General features: G+C 69.8%; 8 protein-coding genes. 6 read left to right on the forward strand and 2 right to left on the reverse strand.

Translation table 11 applies throughout. From position 1 onward, the window contains the following. Positions 1-57 precede the first annotated feature (57 nt). Together AC1D1G_RS21940 and AC1D1G_RS21945 are read left to right on the forward strand one after the other, a co-directional pair. The gene (locus AC1D1G_RS21940; RefSeq protein WP_477953659.1) at positions 58-3,240 is read left to right on the forward strand and encodes an NAD-glutamate dehydrogenase domain-containing protein; all 3,183 of its coding nucleotides are present in this window, start codon (positions 58-60) and stop codon (positions 3,238-3,240) included. A 51-nt stretch (positions 3,241-3,291) separates the two neighbouring features. Beyond that, the gene (locus AC1D1G_RS21945; protein ID WP_095867132.1) at positions 3,292-4,653 is read left to right on the forward strand and encodes a flavin monoamine oxidase family protein; all 1,362 of its coding nucleotides are present in this window, start codon (positions 3,292-3,294) and stop codon (positions 4,651-4,653) included. Between the two features lie 24 nt (positions 4,654-4,677). Here AC1D1G_RS21945 and AC1D1G_RS21950 read toward each other — a convergent pair whose 3' ends face one another. Beyond that, complete coding sequence (locus AC1D1G_RS21950; RefSeq protein ID WP_005259923.1) at positions 4,678-6,204, reverse strand: PucR family transcriptional regulator; 1,527 nt, start codon at positions 6,202-6,204, stop codon at positions 4,678-4,680. A gap of 288 nt (positions 6,205-6,492) precedes the next feature. Here AC1D1G_RS21950 and AC1D1G_RS21955 point away from each other — a divergent pair, with 288 nt between their 5' ends. Both AC1D1G_RS21955 and AC1D1G_RS21960 read left to right on the forward strand, forming a co-directional pair. Further along, positions 6,493-7,731 carry an MFS transporter gene (locus AC1D1G_RS21955; RefSeq protein ID WP_477953660.1) on the forward strand — a complete coding sequence of 413 codons (1,239 nt, stop codon included), beginning with the start codon at positions 6,493-6,495 and terminating at the stop codon, positions 7,729-7,731. Positions 7,732-7,748: 17 nt separating this feature from the next. After that, complete coding sequence (locus AC1D1G_RS21960) at positions 7,749-9,398, forward strand: amidohydrolase (RefSeq protein WP_477953661.1); 1,650 nt, start codon at positions 7,749-7,751, stop codon at positions 9,396-9,398. A gap of 9 nt (positions 9,399-9,407) precedes the next feature. On the opposite strand, the gene AC1D1G_RS21965 is transcribed toward AC1D1G_RS21960, so the two are convergent. Beyond that, positions 9,408-10,031, reverse strand: coding sequence for a TetR/AcrR family transcriptional regulator (locus tag AC1D1G_RS21965; RefSeq protein ID WP_241961817.1), 624 nt, complete (start codon positions 10,029-10,031; stop codon positions 9,408-9,410). A gap of 102 nt (positions 10,032-10,133) precedes the next feature. On the opposite strand from AC1D1G_RS21965, the gene AC1D1G_RS21970 reads away from it, so the two are divergent. Both AC1D1G_RS21970 and AC1D1G_RS21975 read left to right on the forward strand, forming a co-directional pair. Further along, a complete protein-coding gene (locus AC1D1G_RS21970; protein ID WP_477953663.1) occupies positions 10,134-11,564 on the forward strand; it encodes an APC family permease in 1,431 nt (476 codons plus the stop codon). Continuing rightward, positions 11,564-13,132 (forward strand): amidohydrolase (locus tag AC1D1G_RS21975; RefSeq protein WP_477953665.1); only part of this gene is annotated, 1,569 nt, incomplete at its 3' end. The genes AC1D1G_RS21970 and AC1D1G_RS21975, both read left to right, overlap by 1 nt.

Raw genomic sequence — 13,132 nt, forward strand, 5'->3', positions numbered from 1 at the left:
TCGACACACTGGTTCCCAAGTCACGCGTTTGCCAGATCAGGGGTCAGGAGCCACACGATGAGCTATACCGGTGTCATTCCGAGCACGACCGACACACCCCGTCCACGCCAGGACGAGGCCGCCGTGTCGAGCGCGGTCCTGGCGTCCGGAGGAACCACTCCGCGGCTGCGATTCGTCGACACCGCGGATGCACTGCCCGAGCCGGCCGCCGTCATGGTCTGGCCGCAGGGCACCCCGTTGCTCGCCGAGTTGGTCGCACTGTTCGCGGACCTCGGGTTGCGGGTCGCGTCCCACGAACAGCTGCCCGCGGGCGAGCCCGGCAGCCCGCTGGTTCACCGATTCGACTTCAGCACCGGCGACTTCGCCTGGGACGCCGAAACTCCGGGCCTGCTGTCCGATGCGTTCGAGGCTGCGGCCGCCGGACATCTGGAGGTCGACGGATTCACCCGCCTCGTCGCCGCGGCGAACCTGACGTGGATGGACGCCGTCCTGGTCCGGGCGGCTTGCCGCTACCTCCGTCAGGTGGGGCTGGGACTGTCGGAACCCAATATCGTGGCGATCCTGTTGCGGCACAGCGATTTCGTGCGCGGATTCCGCGACCTGTTCACCGCCCGTTTCGATCCCGCCGTCACCGGCCCCGACCGCGACAGCGCCGTCGCGGACGCGGAGCGCGTGCTGCTCGACGCGATCGACCGCACCGCGACGCTGGACGAGGACCGTCTGCTCCGCGGCCTGCTGTCGTTCACGTCGGCGGTGCTGCGCACCAACTGGTTCCAGCACGACCGCACCATCAGCGCCGCCCCCGCCGCGTTCAAGATCGACCCGTCGCTGCTATCACTGTCCGCGGCCGTGACCCCGTACCGCGAGATCTTCGTGCACTCGCCCATCGTCGAGGGCAGCCATGTCCGCAGCGGTCCGGTCTCGCGCGGCGGCCTGCGGTGGTCGGACCGCAAGGACGACTTCCGCACCGAGGTTCTGGGTCTGATGAAGACACAGCACGTGAAGAACTCGCTGATCGTTCCGATGGGCGCGAAGGGCGCGTTCGTGGTGCGCACCGAGACGACGCCCGACGCGGTCCGGGCGGCGTACACAAGTTTCATCGACGGACTGCTCGACGTCACCGACGACATCGTCGACGGCGAGGTCGTCCACCCCCGCGACACGGTGATCTACGACGACGCCGACCCGTATTTGGTGGTGGCCGCCGACAAGGGCACGGCCCGATTCTCCGACCTGGCCAACAGCATCGCGACGCGTCGCGGCTTCTGGCTCGGCGACGCGTTCGCGTCCGGCGGCTCCGCCGGCTACGACCACAAGGCGATGGGCATCACGGCGCGCGGCGGATGGGTATCCGTCCGCAGGCATTTCGCGGAGATGGGCAAGAACGTCGACACCGACGCGTTCACGGTGGTCGGCATCGGCGACATGTCCGGCGACGTGTTCGGCAACGGCATGCTGCTCAGCCGCGCCATCCGACTGGTCGGCGCGTTCGACCACCGGCACATCTTCCTCGATCCCGAACCGGATTCCGAGGCGTCCTACCGCGAGCGCGAGCGCCTCGCGTCCGTGCCCGGCAGCAGCTGGGACGATTACGACCGGAGCCTCGTCTCGGCGGGTGGCGGCGTGTGGCCGCGGACGGTGAAGAAGATCCCGCTGTCGCCGCAGGTGCGGGAACGCCTCGGCGTCACCGCCACCGAACTGCCCCCGCACGAGGTGGTGAAGGCGCTGCTGACCGCGGACGTGGATCTGCTGTGGAACGGCGGAATCGGCACGTACGTCAAGGCTTCCACCGAGGGACACGCCGACGCCGCGGACCCGGCCAACGACGCCGTCCGGGTGGAGGCGAGCGACGTGCGCGCCGCGGTCATCGGCGAGGGCGGCAACCTCGGCCTCACGCAGCGCGCCCGCATCGAGTACGCGCTGAACGGCGGCCGGATCAACGCCGACTTCATCGACAACGCCACCGGCGTCGCCACGTCGGATCGGGAAGTGAACCTGAAAGTCGCGCTGGACGCGGCCGTGGCGGCGGGCGAACTGCCCGCCGAGGAACGGAACACGCTGCTCGCCCGCGTCCAGGACGAGATCGGTGAATCGGTGCTCGCCGACGCCGCCTCCCAGACCCTCGCCATCAGCCTCGCCGAGGTCCACGCACCATTCCTGCTCGGACGCCACGAGCGGCTGATCGAGAACCTCGAGCGCGACGCGGGGATCAGCCGGGCCGCGGAGGTGCTGCCGTCGGCGGCGGAACTGTCCGCCCGGCACCGCGCGGGCCAGGGATTGGTCCGGCCGGAGATCGCGGTTCTGCTCGCACAGTCGAAGAACCTCGTCGTCACCGAACTGCTCGCCTCCCCCGTGCTCGACGACGCCGTGTTCGACGGTGTTCTCGCCGACTACTTTCCGGCATCCATCCGCGAACGCGTCCCCCAGCAGATCAGCGGTCACCGGCTCGCCAGGGAGATCGTGGCCGTCATCGTGGCCGGCGACATGATCGACCGTGTCGGACCCGGCCTGATCCACCGCCTCGAGGAGCGGCTCGGCGTCGGCACCCCCGAGATCACCGTCGCGTACGCGGTGGTGCGGCAGGTGTTCGACATCGACCGCCTGTGGAACGAGGTCCTCACCCTGCCCGGCGCGTCCCACCGGACCCGGCTGAACCTGCACTTCGGCATCCAGGACCTGATCGAGCGCACCACGTCGTGGCTGCTGCGGCATCGCACCGCCGGCACGGATGCGCAGCAGTTGATCGAGCGCTTCGCGAAGCCGGTCCAGGAACTCGCCGCGGCACTGCCGCGCCTCACCGGTGCGCCCGCCCAGGACCTGGGCACGCTGCGGATCCTGGCGCAGGGCTTCGCGCTGGAGACCACGGCGCAGTCGCTCGACCTGCCGATCACCCAGGTCGCCGAGACGTACCGCGAATTCGGCCGCGTGGTGGGCCTCGACTGGCTGTCGGAACGGTTCTCCGTCGGCGAGACCGGGACCGCCTACTGGGAGGCGATGGCGGGTGCCGTCCTCGTCGACAACCTGCAGGAGCACTGGCACGGCCTGATCGGACTGGTGTTGCGCGACGCCTCGTCCGCGACGTCCGCCGCCGACGCCGTCGCCGACTGGCTGACCGAACACACCACCGCCGCGGACCGCCTGGCCCAGATGCTGGGCGAGCTGCGGAGCCACGACCGCGTGGACAACTCGAGCATCTGCGTCATCGACGCCGAACTGTCGCTCGCGCTCACCCGCTGCTAACCGAACCACATTTCACGAATCCGTCAGCACTTCAACCAAAGGAGCTCGAAAGTGCCTACTCTCCAACGTGATGTCGCCATCGTCGGCGCCGGCCCGTCCGGCCTGGCCGCAGCCACCGCGCTGCGCAAGGCGGGGCTGTCGGTCGCGGTCCTGGAGGCGCGCGACCGCGTCGGAGGTCGGACCTGGACCGACACCATCGACGGCGCGATGCTGGAGATCGGCGGCCAGTGGGTCTCCCCCGACCAGACGACGCTCATCTCCCTGCTCGACGAACTCGGACTCGAGACGTTCGACCGGTACCGCGAGGGTGAATCCGTCTACATCTCGGCCGCCGGCGAACGCACCCGCTACACCGGCGAATCCTTCCCCGTCGACGAGACGACCCGCAAGGAGATGGACCGGCTGATCCAGATCCTCGACGACCTCGCCGCGCAGGTCGGCGCCGAGGAGCCCTGGGCGCACCCGCTGGCCCGCGAACTGGACACGATCTCGTTCAAGCACTGGCTGATCGAGCAGTCCGACGACGCCGAGGCCCGCGACAACATCGGCCTGTTCATCGCAGGCGGCATGCTGACCAAGCCCGCTCACTCGTTCTCGGCGCTGCAGGCGGTGCTGATGGCCGCGTCCGCCGGATCGTTCTCGCACCTGGTGGACGAGGACTTCATCCTCGACAAGCGCGTCATCGGCGGCATGCAGCAGGTGTCGATCCGGATGGCCGCCGCCCTCGGCGACGACGTCTTCCTGAACGCGCCGGTGCGCACCGTCCAGTGGAGCGAGGACGGCGCAGTCGTGCTGGCGGACGGGGACATTCGTGTGGAGGCGGCCCGCGTCGTGCTCGCCGTCCCGCCGAACCTGTACTCCCGCATCTCCTACGACCCGCCGCTGCCGCGCCGCCAGCACCAGATGCACCAGCACCAGTCGCTGGGACTCGTCATCAAGGTGCACGCCGTGTACGAGACCCCGTTCTGGCGTGAGGACGGCCTTGCAGGCACCGGATTCGGCGCGTCCGAGGTCGTCCAGGAGGTGTACGACAACACCAACCACGGGGACACCCGGGGAACCCTCGTCGCGTTCGTGTCGGACGAGAAGGCCGACGCGATGTTCGAACTGAGCGAGGAGGAGCGTCGCGCCACCATCCTCGGTTCGCTCGCCCGCTACCTCGGACCGAAGGCCGCCGAGCCGGTCGTCTACTACGAGTCCGACTGGGGCTCCGAGGAATGGACCCGGGGCGCGTACGCCGCGAGCTTCGACCTCGGTGGCCTGCACCGGTACGGGAAGGACACGCGGACGCCGGTCGGACCGTTCCACTTCTCCTGCTCGGACATCGCCGCCGAGGGCTACCAGCACGTGGACGGCGCCGTGCGGATGGGTCAGCGCACCGCCGCGGACATCGTCGCCCGCCTCGGAAAGTAGTCCCGTCCGATCATCGYCCGGCAGTCACGACTGCCGGGCGATGATCGCGAGCAGCAGTTCGGCGCGCACCCGCGCCACGTCCAGCCGGCAGTCGATCAACGACTCGATGCGCGCCATGCGGCTGCGCAGGGTGTGCCGGTGCACGCCCATCGCCGCGGCCGCCGACTCCCAGTGCCCGTTCGCCTCGAGGAACGCCCGCAGCGATCCCAGCAGTTCCGTGCCGTTGGTGCGGTCGTAGTCGTCGATCGGCGCGATCATCGTGTCCGCCAGCGAGTTCAGCACCTCCCGCGTCGAGCTGAAGGCGAGCAGCGCGCTACCGGTCAGCGCCGCGAACTCCAACGGCTCGGCCCCCGCCTCGGCGGCCGACGCGGCGAGCTGGGACTGCTCGATGGCCGCCACCAGACCGGCGACCTCCCGCTTCCCGCTCAGCCCCGCACGGATCGCCTTCCGCGCCGGCCCGGACAGCCCGCGCAGCATCGCCCGCGCGAAGTCCACGTCGTCGGTGCCCCGCAGCAGAACCGTGACCCGCGTATCGTGACGGCGCGAGAAGAGTTGCCGTCCGGCCTTGTTCATGGCGACCGCGACCGCCGACTCCACCCGTTCCGCGAGCGCCGGTGTCTCGGCCACGACCGTGAGTCCGCGGACCATCCCGTCCGCGTCCGCGGCATGCCGGATCTGCGACCAGGCGGGCGCGAGGTCGCGGTCCTCGGTGAGCAGCAGGCCGAGGGCGTGCGAGTTGAGCCGGTTCTGTGCGGTCCGGAGCCGCACCGGCTTCTCGAAATCCAAGGCGAGCAACGAGTTCGCGTGACCGAGCAGGATCTGGTCGACGTGGCTGAGCGCGGTGGGGCTGATCACGGCGAGGTGTCCGTGCGGTGTGCTGCCGACGCTGATCTGCTGCACGGTGATCGACGCGCCCGACCGTGCCAGCGACACGCTGCTCGACGCCCCGCCGGTACCCGCTTCCAGCACTTCCCGCAGTTCCCCGATCACATCTTCCGCGGGCTGCGCCGGATGGGACTCCAGCACCCGGCCGGACAGGTCGAGGAGCAGGACGGTGGCCGACGTGGCGACGGCAAGCTCGCGCACGGTGGCGCCGGTGCCGCCCTGGATGACGGCGCGGGTCATCCGCGGTTGGGCCCGGGACGCGCGCAGCACCGCCTCGTACTCCTGCTCCGCGAGTCGGTTCATGACCCGCTTGACCACGGCCGCGAAGGGTGTCGGCAACGGCACCTCGAGCAGCGGCAGCCCGATCTCGTCGGCGACGGCCACGAGGTCCTCGGGGACCTCCGGATGCGAGAGACCGGTGCCGAACCCCACTGCCGCCACTCCGGCTTCACCGAGGCCGCGCAGGTATCGGGCCCGGTCGGCGGCGGTCAGCGGAAGCCGGATGCCGGTGGTGAGGAGCAGTTCGCCGCCGGAGAGCCACCGGAAGGGGTCTTGCAGTTCGGTGGTGTGGGCGAACGTGATCTCGTTCCCGAGACCGGCGGCGCCACCCTTCAGCTCGAGAGCCAGGTCCGGCTGGGACAACATCCAGCGAACGGGAACGGTCATGTCGGCTCCTGCGCATTGCGGTCGGGTCCGTGCCACCCCGATCGGTCGGGATCGGGATAGCGCTGTACAAGTTGGCCAGCGGAGCACGGACGACTACTCCATTGTGTCAGACGTCGACCCTCGGGCGACGCCGAAACCCAACCTTAACGAATTGAGTTCGTTTGACCCCTTGCGTACAGGGCGCGCCCTCCGCATACTTAACGAATCTCATTCGCTAAGTGACCCACGTCTCACGCGGGCCGCCACCCGAGACACGGAGTTGTCGTTGACCCACCCCAGGAACCCCACGTGACCGCCGCGGTCCGCGTCCCACTGACACTCGGCCGCGGTATCGCCACGTTCAGCGTCTTCGTCGTCGGCTACATCACGGCCAATCTGATCCCGCTCATGATCATCGCGATGGTGGACGATCTCGGCATCACCCAGACCGTCGCCGGCGCCGTCCTCACCGGCTCCCTGCTGGCCACCGCACTCGTCTGCCTCGCGACCACCCGATGGGCGGCGGGGCGCTCGCGCCACCTGCTCGGCCGCGTCAGCCTCGTCGTGATGGCTGCGGGATTCGCCGTCGCCGCCACCGTCCACTCGGCCCCGATCGCGTGCGTCGCGATCATCGTCGGCGGGATCGGTGCCGGCGGCGCGGTCGCGGTCGGCGGGGCGGCCCTCGCCGCGCTGAACAATCCGAACCGGGTGTCCGGGATCAACGGGCTCGTCAACCGCACCGCGGTCACCGGGATACTGGCACTGATCCCGATCCTCGGCCTGCACATGACCAATGCGTTCGGGATCGTCGCGGTACTGGCGCTGGCGACGGTGTTCACGATCAGCTGGCTGCCGTCCGCCCCCGCCGTCGAGGACGACTCGGCGAGCACCGCGCACACGGCGACCCCGTTGCCCGAGGGCGTCACCGAGAAGAAACTGGCCGTCGCCGGCTCCACCCTGCTCGTGCTCTTCGCGATCTGGGCGATCGGCGAGGACTCGCTGTGGGCGGTGTCCGGCATCATGGGCGCCGAACACGCCGCCCTGACGGAACAGCAGATGGGCCTGGCCCTGAGCCTCTCCACCGCGGGCGGCATCGGCGCCGCCCTCGTCCTGACGGCGCTCGGGTCACGCCTCGGACGCACCGTCCCCACCGCCGTGCTCCTCGTGCTCGGCGCCGCCCTCAAACTGGGCTCGTGCCTGGCCACCGATTCGACGACGTATCTGGTGCTCATCATCGCCTGGAACACGGTGTACGCCGCGGCCTTCATCTACGTCGTCGCCATCGCGGCCGCGCTGGACTCGTCCGGCCGCTGGTCCGCCCCGCTCCTCGGGACGTATCTGGTGGGGTCCGCATTCGCCCCGCTCTTCGGCACCCTCGTGACCGGCGCAGTCGGCTACGTCGCGTTCGGCTTCGTCCTGGCGGGCATCAGCCTCGTCCTGCTCGTGCCGATCGTGTCGATCGCTCGCCTGTCGACGCGCACCGAGCGCGCGTCCGCGTCACCCGGACAGGATCCCACTGCCCGGTACACCACTTCGGTCGTCGTCTGACGGAAAGAGAGAACACCATGAACACCGACACGACGACCCATTACCGCGGCGGCCGGATCTTCACCGCCGCCGAACCCGCCTGGGCCGAGTCGATGATCGTCCAGGGCGATCGCCTCACCTACGTCGGCGACACCGCGACCGCCGACACGCTGTCCGGCGACGCCCGCGTCGTCGAACTCGGCGGGGCCTTCGTCCTGCCCGGCTTCATCGACGCCCACACCCACCTGCTGATGATGGGCCAGGCCCTCCAGAAGGTGGACCTGCAGAGCGCCGCCGATCTGAACGACATCCAGGACCGCATCCGACGGTTCGCCGCCGAGAACCCGGACGCACCCCGGCTCCTGGGACGCAGCTGGCTGTTTTCGGCACTCGACGGGCACCCGCCGACGCGGCAGATGATCGACGCCGCCGAGGCCGACCGTCCCGTGTACCTCGATTCCAACGATGTGCACTCGGCGTGGGTGAACACGGCCGCGCTCCGCGAACTCGGCATCGACGCGGACACTCCCGACCCGATCGGCGGCCGGATCGAGCGCGATCCCGTCACCGGCGAGGCCACCGGCATGCTCTACGAGACGGCGGTGACCCAGATCGTGTGGCCCGCCCTCGCGAAGCTGGTCAGCGACACCGAGCGGGACGTCGCCCTCGCGGCAGCGTTCGAGCAGTATCTCGCGGACGGCGTCACCGGGGCGGTCGACATGGCGCTCGGCGCGGACGAGGTCGAGGCGCTCGAACGTGCGCTGGCCACCGGCGGGGACACGCTGCCGCTCCGGGTGGCCGGGCACTGGCTGATCGAACGAACCGATTCGGACGAGGAGAACGTCCGCCAGGTGCACGAGGCGGTGGAGCACCAGAGACGACTGCAGGGTCCGTGGCTGCGGATGGCCGGGATCAAGATCATCATCGACGGCGTCATCGACAGCTGCACCGCGGCGATGAAGGAACCGTACTCGGACGGCACGAACGCCGAACCGATCTGGGATCTCGCCTCGCTGGCACCGGTGGTCGTCGCGGCGGATGCCGCCGGCCTCCAGGTGGCCCTGCACGCGATCGGCGACGAGGCGTCGGAGATCGCGCTCGCCGCGCTCGAACAGGCGATCGCCGCCAACGGGATTCGCCCGCGCCGGCACCGGATGGAGCACCTGGAGACGATCACGAAGGACAACGTGCAGCGGCTTGCGCGCCTCGGCGTCGTCGCGTCGATGCAGCCGGTCCATGCCGATCCGGCGATCCAGGACAATTGGCGGGCGATGCTGGGCGACCATCGGGTCGAGCGGGCGTTCCCGTGGCCCGAGATGACCGCCGCGGGCGCCGTCCTCGCGCTGGGGTCCGACGCCCCCACGGCGCCGCATCCCCCGCTGCCCAACATGTACATCGCGACGACGCGCAAGTCCGCGATCGATCCGGCGCTCGCACCGAACCTGCCCGAGTACGCACTGCCGATGGCGGACGCGCTCGCGCACGCCACCCGCGACGCCGCCTACTCGTGCCGCTGGGACGATCTCACCGGTCAACTGGTGGCGGGCAAGGCCGCCGACTTCGTGGTCCTCGACGGGGATCCGTTCACCGCCGGCGCCGATTCCCTGCTCACCGCGCGGGTGCAGCTGACCGTGGTGGCCGGCTCGGTACGCCACGAGGCGGAGGTGGCAGGCCGCCACCCGGGGTAGCCGACCCGGTCAGTCCCGTTCGGCTGCGGCGTCTTCCGTGACGCCGCAGCCGATCTGTTCACAGAACCCCAGCATCGCCGTGCGCGCGGTCTCGACGGTGATGAGACTGTTTCCGCCGACGATGTGCAGCCCGTACGCGTCTTCGAGGGCCACCAGATTCATTGCCGCCTGGTCGATGTCGCCGCGCACGGCGAACTCCCCCGCCGCGTGCCCGTCGCCGAGGATGGCGCGGTACGTCGCGAGCTGCCGCAGATACATCTTCTGGACCAGTTCGTCGTGCAGCGCCGAAGTGCCTGTCATGAAATCGAATTCGTACAGCAGCCGCATCAGGGTGTCGTCGGGACCGCTCGGCAGCCCGGCGTCGATGGCCGTCCGCAGCTTGGCGGCGTACGACGACTGCGCGGCCACCGCCTCGTCGCGCAGGTCGCAATAGCGCTCGGTGCCCGCCCGGTGGGCCTCGACGAGAAGCGAATCCAGATCGTCGAAATAGTAGAGCAGCGCGCCGCGCGTCAGGCCCGCGCGTTTCGCGACATCGGTCAGGGACAGCGACCTGAGCCCGTGCGCGGATCCCGCCTGGAGTGTCGCCTCGATGAGCTCGGAACGCCGCTGTTTCTGAGTGTTCGGTCGCGCCATGCCGTTGACACTAGCCGACGTGATCTGTGACACTCGGCCCAGTTGTTTGACGGAACCGTCAAAAAACTATTTCGCCCCTCTCCCTCCCCGAACGGACAGCTCATGGACCAGACCGCCCGGCCACCCACCGCCACTCCCCCCGCCGCACCCGGCACCTACGAGGCCTCGCTCTCCCGGAGCATCGGCGTCGGCGGAAACATCCTGATCACCCTGTCGTCGATCTCGCCGGCGTCGAGCGTCTTCATCCTCGGCGGCTCGGCGCTCGCCCTGTTCGGCACCGGCGTGTTCTGGGCATTCCTCATCGCCGGCATCGTGAGCATTCTCATCGCCTTCTGCTACGCCGAACTCGCCTCCGCGTATCCCGTTGCCGGCGGCGACTACTCACTCGTGTCGCGGGCACTCGGACCGGCCTTCGGCGTCGCCACGTTCTTCATCAGCCTCATCTCCCTGCCGCTGATCATCGCCGTCTTCGCCCTCGGGGTCGCCGACTACCTGGGCGTCGCGATCCACGGCCTGTCGCCGCAGCAGACCGCACTCGTCGTGGTCGTGATCACCACCGTGACCGCATGTTTCGACATCCGCACCAACGCGTGGCTCACCGGGGTCTTCCTGGGCGTCGAGATGGCGGCGCTGGCTCTGCTCACCGTCCTCGGTTTCGTCCACATGGAACGGCCACTGACCAGCCTCCTCGGCCCGGAGGTTCTCGATCCGAGCACCGGCAACCTCGCACCACTGGCGATCTCCGGACTGATGCTGGCCGTCACCCAGGGGATCTTCGCGTACAACGGGTACGGCGGCGCCGTCTACTTCGCCGAGGAGACCAAGAACGCCGCCCGCTCGATCGCGAAGGCAGTGATCTGGAGCGCCGTCATCACCGTCGCCACCGAACTCGTCCCGCTCATCGCGATCCTGGTGGGCGCCCGCTCGCAGACCGAACTCTTCGGTTCCAGCCTTCCCGTCGAGGCATTCCTCACCGAACGCGCCGGTCACGCCGTCGCCATGGTGGTCCTGCTCTCGATCGCCCTCGCCGTGATCAACGCGATCATCGCGATCACGCTGCAGGCAGGCAGGCTTCTCTACGCCGCCGCTCGGGATCGCGCACTCCCGGAGACCGTCGCCGCGCCGCTGCAGACCGTCAGCACCAAGGGCCGCGTCCCCGTCCTCGCCACCGTCGTGATGGGCGCCATCGCGTTCGCCGCGTGCTTCGTCCCGTTGGACGTCCTGCTCACCGCCACCGGGTCGACCCTGACGTTCACGTACCTGTTCATCGCGCTGGCCGCGATCAACCACCGCCGCGGCGGCACCACCCGAACCGGCTACCGCATGCCGTTGTGGCCGCTGGCCCCGGGAATCTGCATCGCCGCGCTCGGCCTCGTCTTCGTCGTCACGCTGCTCGACCCGGAGCAGTGGCTCAGCCTCGGCATCTCCCTCGGACTCGTCACCGCCGGCTTCGTCTACTTCGCCCTGTACCTGCGACCGCGCAAGAACACCCACCTGCTGTTGCTGAACGCCGCCCCCGAGGAGAACTGCTGATGCTCGACCTGCTTCTGACCAACGGCGTCGTGCGCACGTTCGACACCACCGGCCGGGCCGAGGCCGTCGGCATCGCGGACGGCCACATCCGGTACGTCGGAACCACCGAGGACGCCCCCGCCGCCCGGCGCACCATCGACCTGCACGGCCGGTTGCTCACCCCCGGCATCATCGACAGCCACAACCACCTGCTCCTCGGATTCGATCCCGACGCCGTGAGCCTCGAAGGCGCACCCGACCTCACCGAGGTCCGGCGACGGATCGGCGCGCACGCGGCCGCCCGCCCCGACCTCGACTGGATCTGCGCCGAGAACGCCGTCTACTCCGTGGTGACCGGGCGCCGCCCGAACGCCGCCGACCTGCGCGGCCTCACGGACCGTCCGGTCTTCATCACCACCTACGACCAGCACTCGGTGTGGCTGAACGACGCCGCGCTGCGGGTCCTCGGAATCGACCGCGGCACCCACATTCCATGGGGGCGGCCGGAATTCGATGATGACGGCGTCCCCACCGGCTGGGTCACGGACTTCTACACCAGCGCGATGACGCGGGCCGGTCTGGCCGGTCTGCAACGCGACATCCCGATGTACTCCCCCGACCGCCGCTATCGGCGCATCACGTCCAGTCTGGAGATGGCGACCGCGAGCGGCATCACCACCGTCGTCGAACCGCAGGTCCCGCTGGCCGAACTCGATCTGATGTACCGGGCCCGCGCCGAGGGACGGATGAACTCGCGGGTGATCACCGCCCTGTTCCAACCGGTCGGCGCCGACGCCGCGTTCCGCCGGGACCTGCGGGAGGCCGTCGACGGCGCACCCGTCGACGACATGCTCCGGCTCRGGCCGGTCAAGCTGTACGCCGACGACGTGATCGAACCGCACACCGCGGCCATGCTGTCCGACTACGCGAACCGGCCGGGGCACCGCGGCGCGCCCAGCCTGCCGCCGCAGGAGTTCACCGCGATGCTCACCGAACTCGACCGCCTCGGCTTCCAGACACACACCCACGCCACCGGCGACTGGGGTATCCGCCTGGCGCTCGACTCGATCGAGCACGCCGGCCGCGTGAACGGCACGGTCGACCGGCGGCACGGCATCGTCCATGTCGAATGCCTCCACCCCGAGGACCTTCCCCGCTTCCGGGAGCTCGGCGTGGTCGCGGCGATGCAGCCGCGGCACTGCTCGCCGGACCTCGTCGCGGGAACGTGGATGGAGAACGTCGGCGAGGACCGGTGGGACCGGGCGTGGCGGTTCCGCTCGCTCGCCGAGTCGGGGGCGGCGCTGGCGTTCTCGAGCGACTGGCAGGTCGGGGAGATGGATCCGCTCGTCGGCCTGTACTCGGCCCTGACCCGCTCGGGCCTGGACGGCCGGACCGACTGGACTCCGCGCGAACGGATGGACCTGGATTCGGCGTTGCGGGCGTACACCCGGGGCGGCGCGTGGGCGTGGCACGCCGAGGACGAGCTCGGAGTGATTCGTCCGGGTGCCCGCGCCGACCTGGTCGTCTGGTCGGCGGACCTCTACACGCTCGAGCCCGGGCAACTGCTGGACCAGCGGGCCGACCTCACC

The sequence above is a fragment of the Rhodococcus sp. P3_B8 genome, from assembly GCF_056402775.1.